The organism is Streptomyces pluripotens (genome assembly GCF_000802245.2).
Classification (GTDB): Bacteria; Actinomycetota; Actinomycetes; order Streptomycetales; family Streptomycetaceae; genus Streptomyces; species Streptomyces pluripotens.
Genome location: NZ_CP021080.1, coordinates 6,705,712 through 6,727,164, shown reverse-complemented (window position 1 = coordinate 6,727,164; position 21,453 = coordinate 6,705,712). Strand labels below are relative to the sequence as shown.

Genomic DNA, 21,453 nt, shown 5'->3' with positions numbered 1-21,453 from the left:
CGGCACGAGGAGCCGCCGTGCAGCAGGACAAGCAGCCCAGCTACCACCCCGTGGTCTTCCGCGACCGCGCCGCCGGATACGCCTTCCTCACCCGGTCCACGGCGCAGAGCCAGCAGACGATTGAGTGGGACGACGGCCACACCTACCCGGTGATCGACGTGGAGATCTCCTCCGAGAGTCATCCCTTCTACACGGGCAGGGCCCGAATCTACACGGGCAGGGCCCGAACGGTGGACGCCGAGGGCCGCGTCGCCCGGTTCGAGCGCCGGTACGGCCGGGCGGAGTCGGGCGAGGCGACCTGACCCGGAGCGGAAGCCCGGGTAGCCCGTGACAACTCGGGACGTGCGGCGCCCCGTCTGGGGTTCGTAGGGTCAGATCACGTTGAGGGCCGCCACACCCCCCACTCCACCCAGCAGCATGAACACAGGCATGAGTACCCTCAGCTCGACCCAGCTGCCCGCCCGGAACCGCATCGCCTTCGGCGGCCCCAAGGGGTACCAGCGCTTGCGGCCCACCGGGATCGGCCAGAGGATCGGGCAGCCGGACACGGTCAGCGCGTCCCCGATGTCGTGCACCAGTGCGCCCAGCAGGATCGGCAGGCCCAGCCACAGGTACTCCTGCCCGGGCGCGGTGAACAGCCAGTCGGAGCCATGGCCTGGCTTGTCCAGCACCCCCGCGAGGATCCACGCGCTGGTCGCTGCCAGCAGCCAGACCAGGACGTCGCTGCTGGAGCCACGTGCCGCACGCCACAGCAGGCCCTCGATCGCCAGCACCATGTGCACGAAGAGGACCGCCAACACCGCCCAGCGGCCACCTGTGACCGCGATCGCGGAACAGCCTGCGCCGATCAGTACCGCCCACAACCATGTGTGCGTCAGCGTGCGGTGACCTCCGGAACGGCGTGGGTCCCCCTGTTTCCTGGTCGCCTTGTAGACCGCGTACGACAGTTTGTCCACGATCTCGCAGAGCCAGCGGGAGACCGGCCCGAAGGCGCGCGAGATGGTGGCCGCCTTGTGGTCGAGGTCCGGGGCAAGCGCAGCACCGGCGCAGATCAAGGCGCCGGAGAGGAGGACCGGCCAGGGCATCGGGTGCCCTGCTGCGGCGACGGCCGCTCCGACGCCGAGCCAGGCCGCGGCCCCCGACAGTGAGTGTGCTGGTCCCATCATGACCGTTCCCGCCCCATTCCTCGTGTGCCGCTGCCCAGTTGACCCGGTGCGCTGACGCCGTGCCGGCGACACAGCGTAGCGGCCGTGATCTTCACACCCGCAGCCGATTCCCCTCTCAAGGACAAGGCCAGGCAAGATGGGGGCGTGACCCTCATCGATCAGCTGCCTCCGACCGCCGACCCCGACGCCCTGTACGAAGCCTTCGAGTCATGGGCGCTGGAGCGCGGTCTCACGCTCTATCCCCACCAAGAGGAGGCGCTGATCGAGGTGGTCTCGGGGGCGAACGTGATCGTCTCCACACCCACTGGCTCCGGCAAGAGCATGATCGCCGCCGGAGCGCACTTCGCTGCACTGGCCCGGGACGAAGTCACCTTCTACACGGCCCCGATCAAGGCGCTGGTGTCGGAGAAGTTCTTCGAGTTGTGCAAGCTCTTCGGGACCGAGAACGTCGGCATGCTCACTGGGGACGCCTCCGTGAACGCGGACGCGCCCGTGATCTGCTGTACCGCCGAGGTACTGGCGTCGATCGCACTGCGCGACGGCAAGCACGCCGATGTCGGTCAGGTCGTGATGGACGAGTTCCACTTCTATGCCGAGGGCGATCGAGGCTGGGCCTGGCAGATTCCGCTGCTGGAACTCCCCCAAGCGCAGTTCATCCTGATGTCTGCCACTTTGGGTGATGTATCTTTCTTCGAGGAGGACCTGACCCGTCGCACGGGTCGCCCCACCTCGGTGGTCCGCTCCGCGACCCGCCCGGTGCCGCTGTCCTACGCGTACAAGCTCACCCCGCTCACCGAGACGCTCACCGATCTGCTGGAGAGCAAGCAGGCCCCCGTCTACATCGTGCACTTCACACAGGCGCAGGCCGTGGAGCGGGCGCAGGCGCTGATGAGCATCAACATGTGCTCGCGCGAGGAGAAGGACCAGATCGCCGAGTTGATCGGCAGTTTCCGCTTCACCACCAAGTTCGGCCGTAACCTCTCCCGTTACGTCCGGCACGGCATCGGCGTGCACCACGCCGGCATGCTGCCCAAGTATCGGCGCCTGGTGGAGAAGCTCGCGCAGGCCGGTCTACTGAAGGTCATCTGCGGCACGGACACACTGGGTGTAGGCGTCAACGTGCCCATCCGTACAGTGCTGTTCACGGCCCTGACCAAGTACGACGGCAGCCGGGTACGCACCCTGCGCGCCCGCGAGTTCCACCAGATCGCGGGGCGGGCCGGACGGGCGGGCTTCGACACGGCCGGACTGGTCGTGGCGCAGGCGCCCGAGCACGTCATCGAGAACGAGAAGGCGCTGGCGAAGGCGGGCGATGATCCGAAGAAGCGCCGCAAGGTGGTGCGCAAGAAGGCGCCGGAAGGTTTTGTCGCCTGGACGGAGAACACCTTCCAGAAACTGATCGGTTCGGAGCCGGAGCCACTGACCTCACGGTTCCGTGTGACACACACCATGCTGCTCTCGGTGATCGCCCGCCCGGGCAACGCCTTCGAGGCGATGCGCCACCTCCTGGAGGACAACCACGAGCCGCGCAAACAGCAGCTCAGGCACATCCGCCGAGCGATCGCGATCTACCGCTCGCTGCTGGACGGCGGAATCGTGGAGAAGCTCGACACGCCCGACGCCGAGGGACGCATCGTCCGACTCACGGTCGATCTTCAACAGGACTTCGCGCTCAACCAGCCACTGTCCACGTTCGCGCTCGCCGCCTTCGAGCTCCTCGACCCCGAGTCGCCCTCGTACGCCCTGGACATGGTGTCCGTGGTCGAGTCGACCTTGGACGACCCGCGGCAGATCCTCGCCGCCCAGCAGAACAAGGCGCGTGGTGAGGCCGTGGCCGCGATGAAGGCGGACGGCGTCGAATACGAGGAGCGCATGGAGCGCCTCCAGGACATCACCTACCCGAGGCCGCTGGAGGAACTGCTCTTCCACGCGTACGACACCTACCGCAGGAGCCACCCGTGGGTCGGCGACCACCCGCTGTCGCCCAAGTCGGTCGTCCGGGACATGTACGAACGGGCGATGTCGTTCACGGAGCTGGTCGCCTTCTACGAACTGGCCCGCACCGAGGGCATCGTGCTGCGGTACCTCGCCAGTGCCTACAAGACCCTCGCCCACACCATCCCGGACGACCTGAAGTCCGAGGACCTGCAGGATCTGATCGAGTGGCTCGGCGAAATGGTCCGCCAGGTGGACTCCAGTCTGCTGGACGAGTGGGAGCAGCTCGCGAATCCGGAGGAGATGACCGCCGAGGAGGCCCAGGAGAAAGCCGACGAGGTCAAGCCGGTCACCGCCAACGCCCGCGCCTTCCGAGTCCTGGTCCGCAATGCCATGTTCCGCCGGGTGGAGCTGGCCGCGCTGGACCAGGTCGAGGAGCTCGGTGAGATGGACGCCGATTCCGGCTGGGACGCCGACGCCTGGGGCGAGGCGATGGACAAGTACTGGGACGAGTACGACGACCTCGGCACCGGTCCGGATGCTCGCGGTCCCAAACTGCTGATCATCGAGGAAGAGCCGGAGCACGGTCTCTGGCGCGCCCGCCAGATCTTCGACGACCCCCATGACGACCACGACTGGGGCATCAGCGCGGAAATCGACCTCGCGGCCTCGGACGCCGAGGGCCGTGCAGTAGTCCGGGTCACCGCGGTCGGCCAACTGTGAGCAACGGAGAACGCCGCCGATGACGAACCCGGCCGAGAGACTGGTCGACCTGCTCGACCTGGAACAGATCGACGTCAACATCTTCCGTGGCCGAAGCCCGCAGGAATCCCTACAGAGGGTCTTCGGAGGCCAGGTGGCGGGCCAGGCACTGGTTGCTGCGGGCCGCACCACGGACGGTGACCGCCCGGTCCACTCGCTGCACGCGTACTTCCTGCGCCCGGGCCGGCCCGGCGTGCCGATCGTGTACCAGGTGGAACGGGTCCGTGACGGCCGGTCGTTCACGACGCGTCGGGTCACGGCTGTGCAGCAGGGCCGCACGATCTTTAATCTGACCGCCTCCTTTCACAAGCCCGAGGAAGGTCCGTTCGAACATCAGCTGCCGCCGGCCCGGGTGGTGCCCGATCCGGAGTCGCTGCCCACGGTGAGGGAGGAGCTCCGCAAGCATCTCGGGGCCCTGCCGGAGCAGTGGGAACGGATGGCGCGCCGCCAGCCCTTCGACATCCGGTACGTCGACCGGCTGCGCTGGAGTGCCGAGGAGATCGAGGGCGCCGAGCCGCGCAGCGCCGTATGGATGCGCGCGGTCGGGCCGCTCGGTGACGACCCGCTGGTCCACACGTGCGCACTGACCTACGCCAGTGACATGACCCTGCTGGACGCGGTCCGCATTCCGGTGGAGCCTCTCTGGGGCACCAGGAACTTCGACATGGCCTCGCTGGACCACGCCATGTGGTTCCACCGGCCGTTCCGCGCGGACGAGTGGTTCCTGTACGACCAGGAGTCCCCGATCGCGGTGGGCAGCCGCGGTCTGGCCCGGGGCCGCCTCTACAACCTCCAGGGGCAGCTGATCGTGTCCGTAGTGCAAGAGGGGCTGTTCCGCAAGCTGGGCTGACTTGGGGTTTTACCGATACTCAACTGACCCATGTCACACCCCGCCACCCAAGGCATCGGTGTCTCCGACCGTGCGGTAGACGACCTCCGGGTGGGATGACGAGGACGGGCCTGCCGGCGAGCAGCCCGGCCAGCGCGGTGCTGTGGCCGCCGTGGCAGACGACGACGTCCAACCAGTCCGACGCGGCCCGCAGACCGCCGAAGCGGTGTAGCAGGACCCGGGCACCGGGCGGCACCGAGGTCGAGCCGGGCGCGTGGCCGGTGGCGAGCAGCAGCGCCCAGGATTCACCGTCTGCGGCGCCGACGGCGGCCGAGGCCGTCTCGACGGCCGAGACTGCGCCGCCCGCCGACCGAGAGATAAACCCGGACCTCGTCGGGCGTGCCGAACGAATCAAGTCGGCGGCCGAATACACCGTCCAAGTCGGGGTCCCACAGCAGCGGGCCGACGTGGTGGATCCGCGGGGCGCCGGCGTAACGTTCGGCAGTCCGCTCGATCTCCGGTTCCCCGATCGGGTCCGCGGCGAACACCGCCTCGTGGCCGGCGGCGCGCATGGCCGCCAGTGCCGGACAGCGTCCGGTGTGGCCGGCCAAGATGGTGCCCGACACGATGTCGTCGGCACATGTCCAGTTTCGCACCTGGTGCCGTCGCCCCAGATCTCGAAGGGGTTCTGCCGGATCAGGGCCCGGGCCATCATCGCGATGACCGCGTGGTTCTCGATGCCGCGCGGGCCGTGCATCGTGAAGTAGCGGCAGGAAGCGGCCTTGAAGCCGTGTTCCTGATGCAGGGCGCGCAGAGTGAGCTCGCCCATCAGCTTGGCGTGTCCGTACATGCCGTCGGCGTCGTACAGCGGGCCCGCCAGATCCTCGGTGAACAGCAGGTCCACGCTGAGGTCGCGCTGAGGTCGCGCTGGAGGCGCAAGGGGCAGACGCATCCCGAGGAGGCGAACACCACCTTGCGGACACCGGAGTTCAGCGCGGTGCGGAAGACGAGGCCGTCCAGGTAGAGGTTCTCCGCGCAGGCCGCCTGGTGCAGGTCGACGTAGCCTCAGCCGCCGTGTGCCGCGGCGAGGTGGAACACGGTGTCGGCGCCGGCCAGGACCCGTTCCGTCACCGTGGCGCCCCGCATCGCGGTGGGCCCCTCCCCTCCCTCGCGGAGCACGGTCCGGCAGCGACCGGGGTGCGCGGCGCGGTCGAACTCGCCTCGTCCGCGGCCGGATTCAGGGAAAGCGCTCCCCGGGGACGCAGACGACGGAGGTCGGATGGGCTGATGGTGCTCGCCGGCATGGCGGTACTCCCCCGTGGAGTCGATGGCGCACGCCGTCTGCGTTCGCCGTGCACACACCGTAACCACATTGCGGTAGCTCGCGCCGCACCTGTGGATAACTCCCGGCTTGGGGAAGCTTCCCCGTTCAGACGTCTGCGATGGGGGTCCGATCGGGTTGTCTGGCATCCACACCGAGGTGTTCGCCGACGCGATTGACGAGCAAGGTCATCTCATAGGCGATCCGACCGATGTCGGCCTCGGCCCCGCTGAACACACACAGGCAACTGCCGGTACCGGCCGCGGCGACGAACAGCACGGCGTCGTCGTACTCGACCATGGTCTGGCGCACGCCACCCGCGCCGAAGTGGCGCCCCGACCCCTTGGCCAGACTGTGCAGCCCGGATGCCACGGCGGCCAGATGTTCGGCGTCCTCCCGGCGCAGGCCCGTGCTGGCTCCGGTGACCAGCCCGTCGTTCGACAGGACCAGCGCGTGGCGCACGTGGTCCACCCGCTCGGTCAGATCGTCCAGGAGCCAGCCGAGTCCCTGGTTCTGGGCCATGTCCTACTCCCCGTACGGTGTCTCCCCCTGGCTGGAGGAACTCTCCGCCAGCCTTCCCCACGGCCGCCGTCCGGGCAAGCAGGATGGACACATGGCACAGAAGATGACCGACGAGGAATGGCGGACGTTCCTCTCCGAGGGCACCCGAACCGGCAAGCTGTCCACCGTTCGCGCCGATGGGAGCCCCCATGTGGCTCCGGTCTGGTTCCTGCTGGACGGGGACGAATTGGTCTTCAACACCGGCCTGGACACCGTGAAGGGGCGCAATCTGGTCCGTGACGGGCGGGTCGCTCTGTGCGTGGACGACGATAGGCCGCCATTCCACTTCGTGACGCTAAACGGCCGCGCCCGGCTGTCGGAGGACCTGGACGAGGTACGCCTCTGGGCCTCCCGGATCGCCGCCCGGTACATGGGTGAGGAGCACGCCGAGGAGTACGGCGCGCGCAACGCCGTTCCTGGGGAGTTGCTGGTACGCGTCACCATCGACAAGGTGGTGGCCGTGAAGGATCTGGCGGCCTGAGCGGCCCGTCAGCCGACCGAGTTCAGGAGCCGGGCGGTGTGCATCCGCCCGGCGTACTCGACCAGCCGGATCAGCACCTCCTTGCCCGATTCCCGGTCGCGCGCGTCGCACGGCACCACCGGCGTGCCACGGTCGAGGTCCAAAGCGAGGGAGACCTCGTGAGCGCCGTAGGTGCGGGTTCCCGCGAAGCAGTTGACGGCCACCACGAACGGGATGCGCCGGTGCTCGAAGTAGTCGACGGCGGGGAAGCAGTCCTCCAGGCGCCGGGTGTCCGCGAGGACCACGGCACCGAGCGCTCCCCGGGACAACTCTTCCCACAGGAACCAGAAGCGGTCCTGCCCCGGTGTGCCGAAGAGGTACAGGGACAGGCCTGAGCGCATCGTGATGCGCCCGAAGTCCATGGCGACCGTCGTGGTCACCTTGTGGTCCACGCCGTCGGTGTCGTCCGCGAGCTGACCGGCTCGACTGAGCAGTTCCTCGGTGCGCAGCGGCTGGATCTCGCTCACGGCCCCGACCAAGGTCGTCTTCCCGACACCGAATCCGCCCGCGACCAGTATCTTCAGAGCCAGGGCGGAGGTGTCGCCGACGGCGTCGGAGTACTCGGAGACCATGATCACTTCTCTCGGGAGGGCCGGTTGCGGTCGACGTCCGGGCAGTCCGGGCGTGGAGTCAGCATCATGACAACGCGGGCACACCTGGAGGTGGTTGGACCGAAACGCACCTGATGTGACCGGTTCGCGTCCAATCGGTGGCACAACGAGCACGGTGCGGAACGCAGCGCGATGTCCGGCAGTTGTCCGGAATGTTCATCCCCGGCGCTCGCGACCCAGCGACGACCCGGTGCGCACACCGAGGCGCCCCGCACTTCGGTGCGGGATCATGCGGAACATGAGTGACGACCACACGCATGTCCAGGAGTTCTTCGCCGCCCGGGCGGCCGACTGGGACCGCAGGTTCCCCGACGACGGGCCCGCCTACGCGGCTGCCGTCTCCGACCTCGGGCTGCAGGCGGGTGACCGCGTGCTGGACGCGGGGTGCGGCACGGGACGCGCCCTGCCGCCGCTGCGGGCCGCGGTGGGCCCATCGGGAGTAGTGCTCGGTGCCGATCTGACCCCGGCGATGCTGGAGGCCGCAGTACGGGCGGGCCGGGACCGCGACGGGTGGCTGCTGCTCGCGGACGTGGGCGCGCTGCCGCTGCGATCCGGGTCCCTGGACGCCGTTTTCGCAGCCGGCCTGATCTCGCATCTGCCGCGCCCGGTGGACAACCTGAGGGAAGTGGCCCGCGTGGTGCGGCCGGGTGGCAGGCTCGCACTGTTCCACCCCGTCGGCCGCGCGGCCCTGGCGGCACGCCAGGGCCGCCAGATCGCGCCCGACGACCTGCGGGCCGAGGCCAGCCTCGGCCCTGTCCTGGCCCGTTCGGGATGGCGCATGACGTCCTATACAGACGAGGAGGCACGTTTCCTCGTGCTCGCGGTGCGCGAGGGCTGACATCGTGCCGCACCACCGCGCTCACCGGCCGTTTACGGCCCGCTGCTGGGAGCACGCTCCATCCGGCGGTCGAAAGTCTGGAGAAGGCCGGACCGATGGTGCGCGCCGCCGCCCCCGGCGCTGTGGCGGCGCGCGCCGTACACCGAGGTTCGCCTGGGCGCGGACTGAAGCGCCCGCTGGGCGAGTCGGGGCGGCGCAAGACCACTGGCAAGAACAGGCGGTTCACTCCGCCCGCGTTCCCCGGTATCTGGAGACCTCGCCGCCCAGGCGGCCCTGCCGGGACGCCGGCCGGGCCGTTCGTGGCGGGCCGACGAGCTACGAAGGCGACCGGCCGCTACGCGCCGGGAAGAGGGACGACCCCGTCCGGCTTGACGTTCTCACCGTCTCCCGTGCGATGAGCCGGGTGGGACTCGCTTGGCTGCGCGACACCCATCGCCTCACTCGGCGGCGCCGGTCGCTGAGTTGTCCGGGTGGCGTACCGGGCAGCCGCGCAGCCCGGGAACCGGGCGGGTGCCCAGGTCGGCCACCTGGTAGCCGTTCGGGTACCCCTTGATCTCCCAGTTCTGGCGCGCGAAGTGCGGGGTGCGGCGCGGTGGCAGCAGCCGGACGAGCCGGCCACGCGTCCGTACGGCGCGGCGCACCCACGCGGTGGTGGCAGCACCGGGCACCGGATAGCGGAAGGCACGCAGCAGCGACTCGTCGAGCAGGGCGAGCGTCGCCGTATGCAGCAGCGGCGCCAGGGGACGCGGATACCAGGACGTCATCAGGGCGAGAGTGGCGTCGGAGACCTGCCGCGCCTGCTCGTCCCGGCCGAAATGGGCCTCCTCGTAGGCGTCAAGGAGCGCTTCGAACTCCTCGTAGGTGTCCGGGATGCCGGGGATGCCCATGTGGCGGCCGAGGGTGCGGTAGTACTCGGCAGAGGCGACGACCTCGTGCCGGGACAGCCGCCGCCAGCCGTAGGTGTCGATCCAGCGCCGGGGCATCACGACGAACGTGCTGAGCACGTAACGCATGTCGTCGTCGCTGATGTCGTAACTGCGGTGCATCTGATTGATGCGGCGGATCGCCGTGCGTCCTTCCTCGCCGGCGAAGCCGTGTTCCAGGACGGTGTCGAGGAGCAGGGCGGTGTCGTCGTAGCGCTTCTGCGAGCGCTCGGTCAGCTCCGCGGTCCGCGCGAGCAACCGCCCGATGCTCGGCACGGCGTACGTGCGGTAGAGGGCCAGTTCCAGGGCGCGCGTGTAGTCCCAGGGGAATTCGAACGCCACGCTGAGCCGGTAGATCTCCCACGCGTCCGCCACCGGGTCCAGTCGACGGATCTGCCCCAGTCGCTCGAAACGCTTCACCGCGTCCTCCCCTCCCGCCGCCGACCTCCTGCCGCCCCAACTCTACTTCGAAGGTCGGCAGGTGAGCGATCTTCGGTGACCCCGTTCGGGGGGAGTGCGGTCCACGCCTTCGGCATGATCCGCGCACACACCGCCGGACTGTCCTCCGGCCGGCACGTGCTGCGTCACGGCCTGCGCGTTGCCCGCTCACATGGGCGGACCGCTGTGCGCCGGGGTGCGCGGAACGAACGGGAACCGCCCGGGGAAGCAGCTTCCTCGGTGGTGCCCGGGGCGTCGGGGGCCGGACCGGCGAACCGCCCCGCACGGCGGGTAGTCGCGCGGGCCCGCGAGCGGAAGTCGCCGGCCTCAACGGCTCAGGATGTCCGAGTCCGGTCGCGGTCCGCACGACGCCGCCCGGCCCGCCCTGACCGTTTCGCCCCTGTACAGCGGGGCATCTACAGCTCCGCGCGGGTGGGGAGTCGTGACAACAGCCTTCTCCTCGCACTAGGGTGCGCGCCGTCGGACAAACCACTGGGGAGGCTGGGGTGGCCGGGATGAACGATGAGGCCGGCGCCGCCGCAGACGATGCGCTGTACGTACTGACGGCGCTGCTACTGACACCTGCGCAGTTTCCGAGCGTGCTGGGCGACGACTACCCGGAAGCCTGCTCGGCGCTGGGACTTGCGCCACGTGCCGACGGCTACGGCCTGGTGCTGGGTCAGGATGGCAACGGGGCCCGCTGGACCGTCGCCATCGACGACGTATCGCTGGTCGCCGTGGCGATCGCCTCCTGGGACTGTGGCATGGAGTACGACCTGTCGCCGGACGAGAGCGCGGTCGTGGCGGCCCTGCCGGGGTGGCCTCTGGCGGTCGCGGTGGCGGCGCCGGGCATTCCCGCGCCGCACGACCCTCCGCCCGAGGTGGCCGGCCAGCCTCCGCTGAGCCCGCCGGACACCGGCTCCTGGGGGCCCGCCCAGCGGCGTCTCGGCGCAGACGAGATCGCGCTGCAGTGGGCCGTGTGGCGGGAGCAGATCAACGATGACGACTTCTCCGCGCCAAGAACGCCCGCGAAGGGCGCGGAGCCCGCTCCGCAGGGCGAGCGGAGCACCTCAAAGGGCGGCCATCAGGGTGTCCAGCGGGTACTCGCAGAGGCACATGCCTACGTCGACTCGCCACCGCCGCCCGGCCGGGTGCGCTCGTCGTTCGCCTCGCCCGGCGCCCGTACGTTGCGCGTCGACGGTCCGGGCTGGTCGATGGTGGCCCGCACCGACGACATCGCGTTCGTACTGTTGGATGAGGAACCGGGCGAGGTCCGGCCGATCGGACGGGGCCCCAGACTGCCGGGCCTGCTGGAGGCACTCGACAGGCTTGCGGCGCGGCCCGAGTGACCTCCAGGGCGCCGTTCTCATCACGGCGGGGCAGGCCCCGTGACCGGGAGCCCGCCGGGGGCCCAGCGAGCATCCCCACCCTGCACCGTGCCTCAGCGGCCGATCTCCTTGCGGGCGGCCCTGCGGAGCCTGCGTCGCTGCGAGGGGTCCAGTGCCAGGTAGGCGGCCACCGGAACCCCCACAACGATCAAGAACGTCACCCACCAGGGCAGCCATATCAGCAGGATCAGCCCGACCGCCACACCCCCCACGGCGATCTTTGCGTTCATGGACATGAGCGTCGCCTCCTCTTGCAGTCTCTGCCGTTCTCTTCACGGTCTCTGCCGCTCTCTGCTCTGAGAACGGCCGCCCGCTCCCTGCGGTTCCGGACGCCGACCCTGAGGCATCCCTGAGACACCCCCTAATGGTGCCGCCGGTTCCCCGGCCCGGCACGACGGACGGCAGCTCTCGTCACCCGGATTTCGGCGTTCTGGGGCGGCATCTGCCGAAGGCTCCGGCCGAGTAGTCGAGTCCGGTGACTGCCGCAGAGCTGTACACAGCCCCACGGCGCCACCCTCCGGCCTGCTCAGTATCGTGGCCGCGGGCGGGTCGCAGCGGCGGAGGCGAAGGGTCCGCACCGGCCCGTTACCGCACGGTGTGCCGCCAGGACGCCGGACAGCTCACCGGGTTCCCCGTGGCGTGGGCGGCGGCTGGCGTCCCCCAGCGGCTGGAGAACCCTTGCGCAGCGACCCACGCGAGCGCTGCGCTCCATCGGCGCGCACACGTGCACCGCTCAGCGGTGCACCGCGTCATCCGTACGGCGTCCCCTGGTGAGATCCCGCTCGCGCGTTCAGCAACACGCAACTGTCCGGAACCGTGGACGACGACCACGGGGGTGAAGCCGGGTGTCATCGGCAGAGGCATCTACCCGGCAGGCCGCAAGGGCGAGTTCGGGACGGTGACTGACCGTGGCCCCAACCGGCCCGCCTTCACCCAATCGGCGCGCGCACAGCCGCCCGAGCGCGAGGACGTTCAGCTCCGCGCGCCCAGCAGGTGGTCCATCGCCAGCTGGTCGAGCCGCTCGAAGGACATGCCACGTGCCGCAGCGGCCTCCAGGCCGAAATCCTCGAAGGCCGTACGATCGGCGAGCAGGGACTGCAGGCCGTCTGCCGCGGTCGGCTGAGCCAGCTGGTCCAGCCGCGAGGCGTGCAGCGCCTCCCGGACCTGGGGGTCCGCCCGGAAGGCGACCGAACGCTCCTTCAGAATGAGGTAGTTGCGCATGCAGCCGGCCGCCGACGCCCATACCCCGTCGAGGTCCTCGGTCCGCGGCGGTTTGAAGTCGAAGTGCCGGGGCCCCTCGTACCCGGCGCTCTCCAGGAGGTCGACGAGCCAGAAAGCCGCCCGCAGGTCGCCGGCGCCGAACCGCAGGTCCTGGTCGTACTTGATGCCGGACTGGCCGTTGAGGTCGATGTGGAAGAGCTTGCCCGCCCACAGGGCCTGTGCGATGCCGTGCGGGAAGTTCAGGCCGGCCATCTGCTCATGACCGACCTCGGGGTTGACGCCGTACAGTTCCGGGCGCTCCAGGCGTTCGATGAACGCCAGCGCGTGCCCGACCGTGGGCAGCAGGATGTCGCCGCGCGGCTCGTTCGGTTTCGGCTCGATGGCGAAGCGGATGTCGTACCCCTGGGACGTGACGTATTCGCCGAGGAGGTCGAAGGCCTCCTTCATGCGGTCCAGGGCCGCGCGCACGTCCTTGGCGGCACCGGACTCGGCGCCTTCGCGACCGCCCCAGGCGACGTACGTCCTCGCACCCAGCTCGACCGCCAGGTCGATGTTGCGGACCGTCTTGCGCAGTGCGTAGCGGCGCACGTCGCGGTCGTTGGCGGTGAACGCGCCGTCTTTGAAGACGGGGTGGGTGAAAAGGTTCGTGGTGGCCATCGGGACCGTCATGCCGGTGCTGTCCAGCGCCTGGCGGAAGCGCTTGACGCGCGACTCGCGCTCAGCGGCCGAGGAACCGAAAGGGACCAGGTCGTCGTCGTGGAAGGTCACCCCGTAGGCGCCGAGCTCGGCCAGGCGCTGCACCGTCTCGACCGGATCGAGGGCACGGCGGGTCGCCTCGCCGAACGGGTCCCTTCCCTGCCAGCCGACGGTCCACAGGCCGAAGGTGAACCGGTCCTCTGGGGTGGGTCGATAACTCATACCGCGACTCCCTGCTGCATGACTGCTGCATGACTGCTGCGTGGCTACTGCGTCTGACTATTTCGTCATGGCCCTTTACAAATTAGTATGCGAGCACACCCCTGGGAAGGGGCGAGAACCCCTCGCCCCACAGAGCCTCGGAGGATGGAGAGCCCGATGTCAGCAGCCGAGGGTCCGCTCGTCGTCGGCGTAGACGCATCCACCCAGTCCACCAAGGCACTGGTCGTCGACGCGGCCACCGGACAGGTGGTGGCGAGCGGCCGGGCGCCGCACACCGTGTCCTGCGGAGTGGCCCGGGAGAGTGATCCACGTCAGTGGTGGGACGCCCTGCACGAGGCACTGCGCCAGTGCGGCGACGCGGCACACGAGGCGGCCGCCGTGTCGGTCGGCGGCCAGCAGCACGGTCTGGTCACCCTGGACGGGCACGGCGAGCCGGTACGTCCGGCGCTCCTGTGGAACGACGTCCGTTCGGCACCGCAGGCCCGCCGCCTGGTTCGGGAGCTGGGAGGCCCGAAGGCCTGGGCGGAGCGCACCGGCAGCGTGCCGGGGGCGTCGTTCACGGTCACCAAGTGGGCGTGGCTGGCCGAACACGAGCCGGAGGCAGCCCGGGCGACGAGGGCAGTACGCCTCCCCCACGACTACCTCACCGAGCGCCTCACCGGACAGGGCACGACCGATCGCGGCGACGCCTCCGGCACCGGCTGGTGGGCGTCGAGGACGGAGTCGTACGACGCGGAAACGCTCGCCCACGTCGGGCTGGACCCGGCGCTGCTGCCCCGGGTGGTACGGCCCGGAGAGGTGGCGGGCACGGTGCGCGACAGCCACGACCTGCCGTTCTCCAAAGGCACCCTGGTGGCCCCCGGTACCGGGGACAACGCGGCGGCGGCGCTGGGCCTCGGACTGCGGCCTGGCACCCCGGTACTCAGCCTCGGTACGTCCGGCACGGTGTACGCCGTATCGAAGCACCGCCCGACCGATCCGACCGGCACGGTAGCGGGATTCGCCGACGCGCGGGGGGACTGGCTGCCACTGGCCTGCACGCTGAACTGCACGCTCGCCGTGGACCGGGTGGCAGCCCTGCTGGGCCTGGACCGGGAGGGTGTGGAGCCCGGCGGTTCCGTGACGCTGCTGCCGTATCTGGATGGTGAGCGCACGCCCGGCCTGCCGAACGCCTCAGGCCTGTTGTACGGGTTGCGCCACGACACGACGGCGGGCCAGTTGCTGCAGGCCGCGTACGACGGCGCGGTGCACGCGTTGCTCGGCGCCCTCGACCTGCTCCTCGACGCGGATGCCGACCGCAGCACCCCTGTGCTACTGATCGGCGGCGGGGCGCGGGGCGCCGCCTGGCAGCACACCGTGCACCGGCTGTCGGGGCGGCCCGTACAGGTCCCGGAGACACGGGAGCTGGTCGCCATGGGGGCGGCAGCACAGGCGGCCGGCCTACTGACCGGGGAGGACCCGGCGGCTGTGGCCCGCCGTTGGAACACGGCCGCGGGCCCGGTGCTGGAGGCCGTGGAGCGGGACGGGCAGACGCTGGAGCGCATCACCGGGGTACTCTCCGGCGCGGCCCCGCTGCTGGAGCACGGTGCGGAAGGCCTGGCCGCACACGCGGCGTTGAACCCCAGACACGAGGAATGACGCAGGCATGACCTCACCACTGCACGAGGAGCGCGCCCCCGGGACCGACCGTGCCCTGCCGGACACCCAGCAGGGGATGCGCCGGCGCAATCTTGCCCGGGTGATGCACGCCGTCAGCGCCGAGGGGCCGCTCTCACGGGCCGCGACAGCCTCCCGCATAGGTCTGACGCGGGCGGCGGTGTCCACTCTGGTGGACGATCTGATCCGATGGGGACTGCTGGAGGAACTGGGCCCGGAGCGGCCGGGGCGGGTGGGCCGGCCCGGGTCGGCACTCGCCGTGAGCGGCCGCGGTCCGGCCGGGATCGGAGCAGAGATCGGTGTCGATCACCTCGCGGTGTGCACGGTCGATCTGCGCGGTGTGGTCCGAGCCAGGGCCGTACGGCACGGCGCCAACCGGGGGCGGTCGCCGCAGCAGGTGGCCAAGGAGCTGGTTGCGCTGGTCCACTCGGTCGCCGAGGAGGCGGAACGAGAGGGCCTGTGGCCCGCAGGTCTCGCGGTCGCGGTGCCAGGACTGGTGGCGCGGGACGGACGGACGGTCGTGCGCGCCCCGAATCTCGGCTGGCACGACGCGGACCTCGGCGCCCTGTTCCCCGGGAATCTGCCGCTCACGGTGGACAACGAGGCCAACTTCGGTGCCCTCGCCGAGTTGTGGCTCGGCGAGGGCACCCCGCGCGACTTCCTGCACGTTTCCGCCGAGATAGGCATCGGTGCAGCGGTCGTGGTGGACGGCCGGCTGCTGCGCGGAACCCGGGGATTCGCGGGCGAGCTGGGCCACGTACCCGTGCGGCCGGACGGGCGTGCGTGCCCCTGCGGGGGCCGCGGATGCCTGGAGCAGTATGCGGGCGAGGAGGCCGTACTGCGTGCGGCGGGGCTGGAACCCGGCGAGGATCTGGTGGACCAGCTGGCGGGGCGGGCCGAGGAGGGGGATGAGAACGTTCGCGTAGCCCTGCGGGACGCCGGTACGGCGCTCGGCGTCGCCCTGACCGGAGCGGTGAATCTGCTCGATCCCGAGACGGTGGTCCTGGGCGGTGCCCTGTCCGATCTGTCACCGTGGCTACTGCCCTCACTGCAGACGGAACTGACCGGCCGCGCGGCGGGCCCGGTCTGCCCAGTGGCGGTGTCCCGGTTGGGCCCGCAGGGCCCGTTGCTGGGTGCGGCACATTCGGTCGTCCGGGCCGTACTGGACGATCCGACGGTGGTCGCGGAACGCCCCTGACACCGCTCGGCGGGATCTTGGTCTTGCGTTGTCTGGAGATCGCGTGACCGGCTGGACACCACGTGCGCAATGGATCACGACTCAGCCGCGGGCGCTGCTCGCCTCGTGCGTGCAGATGCTGGACGAGCAGGCTGCCTCCTCCTGCTGCGTTACGGTCGGGGCGGCCCGAGTGCCGGGCACCCGCGGCAGCCCGGTGACTCCGCCTCCGTAGATGGTGGTGACGCGAAGCCCCAGCCGCCGACGCCTCGATCGGCCGGCGGCGGCTCCCGGATGAGACGGCGGCGGCTGTCGTCGGCCGGAGCCCCGTGCCACACAGCCCAGCTCTGGCCGCCCCTGTCTGATGGGCGGTCCGGGCTCGTCCGCGCTCGTCCAGGCTCCCCCGATCGAGTGGTAGGCAGGTCCGCAAACGGCGGGTCGTCCACCGTGCCGCCGTCAAGCCTGTACGGCATCTGCTGTGACCAGAACTCGGCAGGACCTCGTTCCTCCCCGGGCCGCTGACGGCGGCCGGGCCGGGGCAAGCGACCCCAGCAGCCGCAACTCCGTCGGCAATCCCGGAGGAAACGGTTCAAGCGGTCTCCCCGCCATTCGACGGACCCGAGGGATGGGGTCGCGCGGCGGGCCGGGCCGGTGAGCGACCACGCGGTCGATGAGCTGGAAGCGTGTGGGTTCGCCACCCGGGCCGGCGGACCGCAGCGGGCCAACCCGTGCGCCACGACATCCACACGTGCGGCCGAGTTCCGCGAAGAACGGCCATCCGCGCGGGAGTCGACCGGCATGCGCAGGCTCACCCGCGGCCGATCGCGCGCCCCTGGGCGAGCCGTCCCCGTGCCAGGTGTGCTGCCGTGGCCCCGCACGCCCTCGCGCTCCCCCACCCCGGCATGCCCTCACCCCAGCCGCGCCCGCGCCGCGTCACGCCCGCACCCCGTTCAGGCCCGCACTCCGACGCCCGAGAAAGGCACTCGACGATGGACATGGACCGATCGAAGCCCCTTCTGAGCAGGCGACGGCTCTTGACGGGCACTGCCGTCGCTGCCGTCCCCGGTGTCCTGTTCTCGGGCTCGCGCGCCGTCGCGCAGAGCGGGGTCGTCGACTACCCGACCGCCGAATGGCAGCCGGCCAGCACGTCCAATTCCACCGCGTCAGACCGCCCCCTCAGCTATACCGTCGACCGAGTGATCATCCATGTGACGCAGGAGACGTACGGCGACACACTGGCGATCTTCATGAACCCGCAGAAGAGGGTCTCCGCACACTACGTGGTTCGCTCAGCCGACGGGCACATCGCCCAGTGCGTGCACGAGACCGACATCGCCTGGCACGCGGGGAACTGGGACTACAACACCCGCAGCGTCGGCATCGAACACGAGGGGTGGGTGGACCGGCCCACCTACTTCACCGACGCCCTCTATGAACAGTCGGCACAGCTCACCGCGGCGATCTGTGCCAGGTACGGCATCCCCCGGGACCGGGAACACATCATCGGCCACTATCAGGTGCCCGGCTCCGACCACACCGACCCCGGACCGGACTGGGACTGGGTCCGCTACATCAGACTCGTCAATTTCGCCTAACAGCCGACCGGTGCTTTCCGGGTGGACGCGGAACCTGCAGGGAACCGGCACGGATCCGGCGTCGAACCGACGTCGAACTGGCGTCGAACCGACGTCGAACTGGTTGTCCGCGCGAACACTGTGAGTGAGGATGGTCCCGGCCATATCGCTGCTCCTTCACTTTTCAGGGAGGCAGAGTTGACCGATCCGTGGGTGGCCCTGGAAGCGGGGGCTGACCCCGCCGAACGCGTCCGGGCGCTGCGTCGCGCGTACGAGACGTTCACCTCGGCGGGCACGGTGCCGCGCCCGGTCCGGCCGGTGGTAGCGGAGTCGTGGCGGCGCAGCGCACGGGCCGGTGTCGGGCCGGACGGAGCCGCCAGCGTGGAGCTGACCGGCGGCGACCTCGGCACCTACCGTGCCGAGCATCCACTGGCTCAGGTGATGCCTCTGATCCGAGAACTGCTGGGCACGTTCGCCGCGGACGGCGAGCACCTCCTGGCCGTGTGCGACGCGCACGGGCGGCTGCTCTGGGTCGAGGGCCATCCGACAACCCGGCGCCGGGCGGACGGGATGAACTTCGTGCCCGGGGCACGCTGGTCAGAGACCGCGGTCGGCACCAACGCGCCAGGCACCGCGGTCGCCGTGGACCGGCCGGTGCAAGTGTTCGCCGCCGAGCACTTCATACGGCGGGTGCAACCGTGGACCTGCGCCGCCGCCCCGGTGCACGACCCGCGCACGGGCCGAGTGCTGGGCGCCGTGGACATCACGGGCGGGGACGGCCTGGCGCATCCGCACAGTCTCGGCTTCGTGCAGGCAGTGGCGCGAGCCGCAGAAGCACAACTCGCACTGCTCACGCCGACGCGCCGCGCGGGGGACATGCCGATGGTGAGGGCGCTGGGCCGGGACGAGGCCGAACTCGTCCTGGACGGACGGCGGATCAGGCTCAGCCGCCGGCACAGCGAGATCCTGGTGCTGCTTTCCCTGCATCCGGAGGGGCTCACCGGTGACGAGTTGCTGTGCGCCCTGTACGCGGACGATTCGGTGACCCCGGTGACCCTGCGTGCCGAACTGGCGCGATTGCGCCGACTGCTGGGTCCCGGACTGCTCGTGTCACGGCCGTACCGGCTTTCGGTCGCCATCGAGTCGGACGTCACGGTGGTGGAGCGGCGACTGGAGGCGGGCGCGCTCACCGCCGCGACCGAGGTGTACGCCGGTCCGCTGCTGCCCGGTTCACAGGCTCCGGCGGTCGTACGGCTGCGCAACCGCCTCACTTCCGGGCTGCGGAGCGCACTGATCGCCCATCGGGACCCCGACCTGCTGACGGACTGGGCTCACACGCCCTGGGGCGAGGACGACACCGAGGTGTGGCGAGCGCTCGCCCAGGTGCGCCCCACGGCTCCGGTGCGGGCCCGGCTCGACGTGCTGGAGGCCGAGCTGACGGCAGCGCCGGACGATCGGGCGCGGACCCGGGCCTGCGGTGCAACGTACTCGCAACGTCCGCCCGTCTAGCCTCACGCCGGGAGCTGTCCAACGGCGGGCAGCGCTTGACCGGGAAGGCAGAGCAGTATGACTCGTTACGCGGCGCCGGGCACCGAAGGCGCGATCGTCACCTACCAGCCGCGCTACGACCACTTCATCGGCGGCGAGTACGTGCCGCCGCTGCGCGGTCAGTACTTCGAGAATCCGTCGCCGGTCAACGGACAGCCGTTCACCGAGATCGCGCGCGGCACCGCAGAGGACGTCGAGCGGGCGCTGGACGCGGCGCACGAGGCAGCGCCCGGCTGGGCCCGAACGCCGGTGGCGGAGCGCTCCGACATCCTGCGGAAGATCGCCGACCGGATGGAAGCCAGTCTGGAACCCTTGGCGGTCGCCGAAAGCTGGGAGAACGGCAAGCCGGTACGGGAGACCCTGGCGGCCGACATCCCGCTCGCGATCGACCACTTCCGTTACTTCGCGGGGGCGATCCGGGCGCAGGAGGGGTCACTCGGCGAAATCGACGACGACACGGTGGCGTACCACTTCCACGAGCCGCTCGGGGTCGTCGCCCAGATCATCCCGTGGAACTTCCCGATCCTGATGGCGGCGTGGAAACTCGCGCCCGCACTCGCCGCGGGCAATGCGGTCGTCCTCAAACCCGCCGAGCAGACACCGGCCTCCGTCCACTACTGGATGAGCCTGATCGCGGACCTGCTGCCGCCGGGTGTGGTGAACATCGTCAACGGCTTCGGAGTCGAAGCGGGCAAGCCGCTGGCATCCAGTCCACGGGTGGCGAAGGTGGCCTTCACCGGGGAGACCACGACCGGGCGACTGATCATGCAGTACGCCTCCGAGAACATCAAGCCGGTCACCCTCGAACTCGGTGGCAAGTCGCCGAACATCTTCTTCGACGATGTGTGGGCGCACGACGACGACTTCCGCGACAAGGCGCTGGAAGGCTTCACGATGTTCGCACTCAACCAAGGAGAAGTCTGTACCTGCCCGTCCCGGGCGCTGGTCCAACGTGGCCACTACGCGGAGTTCATGGCGGCAGCGGTCGATCGCACCCGGCAGATCCGGCCGGGACATCCACTCGACACCGATACGATGATCGGTGCGCAAGCCTCCAATGACCAACTGGAGAAGATCCTCTCCTACTTGGACATCGGCAGGCAGGAAGGCGCCAGGATCCTGACGGGTGGTGAACGCATCGAGTACGACGGCGAGCTGAAGGGCGGCTACTACGTCCAGCCGACCATCTTCGAGGGCGACAACCGGATGCGCATCTTCCAGGAGGAGATTTTCGGGCCGGTCGTGTCGGTGGCCTCCTTCGACGGCTTCGACGACGCCATCAAGGCTGCCAATGACACGTTGTACGGCCTCGGCGCAGGCGTGTGGACCCGGGACATCAACACCGCCTACCGTGCCGGCCGTGCGATCCAGGCGGGCCGTGTATGGACCAACTGCTACCACGCCTACCCCGCGCACGCCGCGTTCGGCGGCTACAAGCAGTCCGGGATCGGCCGCGAGACGCACAAGATGATGCTGGAGCACTACCAGCAGACCAAGAACGTTCTTTGCTCCTACAGCCCCAAGAAACTTGGGTTCTTCTAGAGCCTAAATTCGGTTGCCTGGAGGCATCGTTGCGCTCCAGGCAACCCGACATAACGGCTACAATCTGTGATTGACTGGAGCCTTCGCGCTACTGTCTGACACCCAAGGGGGTCTCTCCCGGACCAGTGGACCAAACTGCGCCGAACGACATCACCCCACAAGCCGCCCGTTCATGAGCGCCGCGAGTCCATGAGAACGCCTCCTGGCACCGCATCAGATCGAATGCCGGGCATGCGTCCCATCACTCGCGCACCGACTGTCGGATTGGCTCTCAGCGGGTGACGTGTCTCTTCTGTGTGATTACGGGCGGGGGCTTCGCGTATCGCTGCGGCTGCGCCGCAGTCCCACGCCACCCGGACGTCGTGCGGGGCTGCTCCTCGCGGTCGCGGACGTCACCTTCGACTTCCCGGGACCGGCTCGAGACCACGGTCGAGCCGCCTCGCCCGACCTCGTCGTCGAGTTCATGGGGCACCACATCGGGTTCCGGCATGGCTGACGGGGGCGGCGAGTGTTCGGGAACACCGCCAA

Annotated in this window: 18 protein-coding genes and 1 pseudogene; 11 read left to right on the top strand and 8 right to left on the bottom strand. The window is 69.9% G+C overall.

Features of this window, described 5'->3' with window-relative positions; translation table 11 throughout:
* Window positions 1-17: 17 nt before the first annotated feature.
* Entirely contained in the window at window positions 18-302 is a 285-nt protein-coding gene (locus tag LK06_RS29680) for a type B 50S ribosomal protein L31 (RefSeq protein WP_043433870.1), read from the top strand.
* 69 nt (window positions 303-371) lie between these two features.
* Here the strand turns inward: LK06_RS29680 and LK06_RS29675 are convergent, their stop codons facing one another.
* Window positions 372-1,166, bottom strand: a complete 795-nt coding sequence (locus LK06_RS29675; RefSeq protein WP_039652169.1) for a metal-dependent hydrolase — start codon at window positions 1,164-1,166, stop codon at window positions 372-374.
* Between the two features lie 144 nt (window positions 1,167-1,310).
* On the opposite strand from LK06_RS29675, the gene LK06_RS29670 reads away from it, so the two are divergent.
* Both LK06_RS29670 and LK06_RS29665 read left to right on the top strand, forming a co-directional pair.
* Complete coding sequence (locus LK06_RS29670; RefSeq protein ID WP_039652170.1) at window positions 1,311-3,824, top strand: DEAD/DEAH box helicase; 2,514 nt, start codon at window positions 1,311-1,313, stop codon at window positions 3,822-3,824.
* A 19-nt stretch (window positions 3,825-3,843) separates the two neighbouring features.
* Entirely contained in the window at window positions 3,844-4,713 is an 870-nt protein-coding gene (locus tag LK06_RS29665; protein ID WP_043408448.1) for an acyl-CoA thioesterase, read from the top strand.
* Between the two features lie 284 nt (window positions 4,714-4,997).
* On the opposite strand, the gene LK06_RS34685 is transcribed toward LK06_RS29665, so the two are convergent.
* The 3 genes and pseudogenes from LK06_RS34685 to LK06_RS29655 form a co-directional block, all read right to left on the bottom strand.
* Entirely contained in the window at window positions 4,998-5,318 is a 321-nt protein-coding gene (locus tag LK06_RS34685) for a hypothetical protein (RefSeq protein WP_039652172.1), read from the bottom strand.
* Between the two features lie 92 nt (window positions 5,319-5,410).
* Window positions 5,411-5,521 (bottom strand): annotated as a pseudogene (locus LK06_RS35395) (hypothetical protein); the annotation flags it as partial.
* Between the two features lie 600 nt (window positions 5,522-6,121).
* Window positions 6,122-6,535, bottom strand: coding sequence for a roadblock/LC7 domain-containing protein (locus LK06_RS29655; protein ID WP_039652174.1), 414 nt, complete (start codon window positions 6,533-6,535; stop codon window positions 6,122-6,124).
* Between the two features lie 91 nt (window positions 6,536-6,626).
* Here LK06_RS29655 and LK06_RS29650 point away from each other — a divergent pair, with 91 nt between their 5' ends.
* Window positions 6,627-7,055: a PPOX class F420-dependent oxidoreductase gene (locus LK06_RS29650; RefSeq protein WP_039652257.1), complete on the top strand. Its 429-nt coding sequence runs from the start codon at window positions 6,627-6,629 to the stop codon at window positions 7,053-7,055.
* Window positions 7,056-7,063: 8 nt separating this feature from the next.
* Here LK06_RS29650 and LK06_RS29645 read toward each other — a convergent pair whose 3' ends face one another.
* On the bottom strand, window positions 7,064-7,666 hold the full coding sequence (locus LK06_RS29645) for a GTP-binding protein (RefSeq protein ID WP_039652259.1): 603 nt from the start codon (window positions 7,664-7,666) through the stop codon (window positions 7,064-7,066).
* Window positions 7,667-7,943: 277 nt separating this feature from the next.
* Between LK06_RS29645 and LK06_RS29640 the strand changes: the two genes are divergently transcribed.
* The gene (locus tag LK06_RS29640; RefSeq protein WP_039652175.1) at window positions 7,944-8,543 is read left to right on the top strand and encodes a class I SAM-dependent methyltransferase; all 600 of its coding nucleotides are present in this window, start codon (window positions 7,944-7,946) and stop codon (window positions 8,541-8,543) included.
* A gap of 437 nt (window positions 8,544-8,980) precedes the next feature.
* On the opposite strand, the gene LK06_RS29635 is transcribed toward LK06_RS29640, so the two are convergent.
* Window positions 8,981-9,886, bottom strand: coding sequence for an oxygenase MpaB family protein (locus tag LK06_RS29635; protein WP_039652176.1), 906 nt, complete (start codon window positions 9,884-9,886; stop codon window positions 8,981-8,983).
* 524 nt (window positions 9,887-10,410) lie between these two features.
* On the opposite strand from LK06_RS29635, the gene LK06_RS29630 reads away from it, so the two are divergent.
* The gene (locus LK06_RS29630) at window positions 10,411-11,253 is read left to right on the top strand and encodes a hypothetical protein (protein WP_039652177.1); all 843 of its coding nucleotides are present in this window, start codon (window positions 10,411-10,413) and stop codon (window positions 11,251-11,253) included.
* Between the two features lie 92 nt (window positions 11,254-11,345).
* Here LK06_RS29630 and LK06_RS29625 read toward each other — a convergent pair whose 3' ends face one another.
* Window positions 11,346-11,528, bottom strand: coding sequence for a hypothetical protein (locus LK06_RS29625; protein WP_039652178.1), 183 nt, complete (start codon window positions 11,526-11,528; stop codon window positions 11,346-11,348).
* A 736-nt stretch (window positions 11,529-12,264) separates the two neighbouring features.
* Complete coding sequence (xylA, locus tag LK06_RS29620; RefSeq protein ID WP_043408455.1) at window positions 12,265-13,431, bottom strand: xylose isomerase; 1,167 nt, start codon at window positions 13,429-13,431, stop codon at window positions 12,265-12,267.
* A gap of 156 nt (window positions 13,432-13,587) precedes the next feature.
* Here xylA and xylB point away from each other — a divergent pair, with 156 nt between their 5' ends.
* The 5 genes from xylB to exaC all read left to right on the top strand — a co-directional run bounded on the left by xylB (window position 13,588) and on the right by exaC (window position 20,925).
* Complete coding sequence (gene xylB / locus LK06_RS29615) at window positions 13,588-15,069, top strand: xylulokinase (RefSeq protein WP_052269888.1); 1,482 nt, start codon at window positions 13,588-13,590, stop codon at window positions 15,067-15,069.
* Window positions 15,070-15,076: 7 nt separating this feature from the next.
* Entirely contained in the window at window positions 15,077-16,285 is a 1,209-nt protein-coding gene (locus LK06_RS29610) for an ROK family transcriptional regulator (RefSeq protein ID WP_039652180.1), read from the top strand.
* Between the two features lie 971 nt (window positions 16,286-17,256).
* Window positions 17,257-17,856 (top strand): N-acetylmuramoyl-L-alanine amidase, encoded by a 600-nt coding sequence (locus LK06_RS29605; protein ID WP_174673953.1) that lies wholly within the window; start codon window positions 17,257-17,259, stop codon window positions 17,854-17,856.
* Between the two features lie 177 nt (window positions 17,857-18,033).
* A complete protein-coding gene (locus LK06_RS29600; RefSeq protein WP_039652183.1) occupies window positions 18,034-19,344 on the top strand; it encodes a GAF domain-containing protein in 1,311 nt (436 codons plus the stop codon).
* A gap of 57 nt (window positions 19,345-19,401) precedes the next feature.
* Window positions 19,402-20,925: an acetaldehyde dehydrogenase ExaC gene (exaC, locus tag LK06_RS29595; protein ID WP_039652184.1), complete on the top strand. Its 1,524-nt coding sequence runs from the start codon at window positions 19,402-19,404 to the stop codon at window positions 20,923-20,925.
* Window positions 20,926-21,453: the final 528 nt, after the last annotated feature.

Coding starts and splice junctions, on each gene's coding strand:
- LK06_RS29605 (WP_174673953.1), top strand. CDS start 17,257: ATGGACCGATCGAAGCCCCTTCTGAGCAGGCGACGGCTCTTGACGGGC.
- xylA (WP_043408455.1), bottom strand. CDS start 13,431: ATGAGTTATCGACCCACCCCAGAGGACCGGTTCACCTTCGGCCTGTGG.
- LK06_RS29610 (WP_039652180.1), top strand. CDS start 15,077: ATGACCTCACCACTGCACGAGGAGCGCGCCCCCGGGACCGACCGTGCC.
- LK06_RS29650 (WP_039652257.1), top strand. CDS start 6,627: ATGGCACAGAAGATGACCGACGAGGAATGGCGGACGTTCCTCTCCGAG.
- LK06_RS29625 (WP_039652178.1), bottom strand. CDS start 11,528: ATGTCCATGAACGCAAAGATCGCCGTGGGGGGTGTGGCGGTCGGGCTG.
- LK06_RS29640 (WP_039652175.1), top strand. CDS start 7,944: ATGAGTGACGACCACACGCATGTCCAGGAGTTCTTCGCCGCCCGGGCG.
- LK06_RS29655 (WP_039652174.1), bottom strand. CDS start 6,535: ATGGCCCAGAACCAGGGACTCGGCTGGCTCCTGGACGATCTGACCGAG.
- exaC (WP_039652184.1), top strand. CDS start 19,402: ATGACTCGTTACGCGGCGCCGGGCACCGAAGGCGCGATCGTCACCTAC.
- LK06_RS29665 (WP_043408448.1), top strand. CDS start 3,844: ATGACGAACCCGGCCGAGAGACTGGTCGACCTGCTCGACCTGGAACAG.
- LK06_RS29675 (WP_039652169.1), bottom strand. CDS start 1,166: ATGATGGGACCAGCACACTCACTGTCGGGGGCCGCGGCCTGGCTCGGC.
- xylB (WP_052269888.1), top strand. CDS start 13,588: ATGTCAGCAGCCGAGGGTCCGCTCGTCGTCGGCGTAGACGCATCCACC.
- LK06_RS29645 (WP_039652259.1), bottom strand. CDS start 7,666: ATGGTCTCCGAGTACTCCGACGCCGTCGGCGACACCTCCGCCCTGGCT.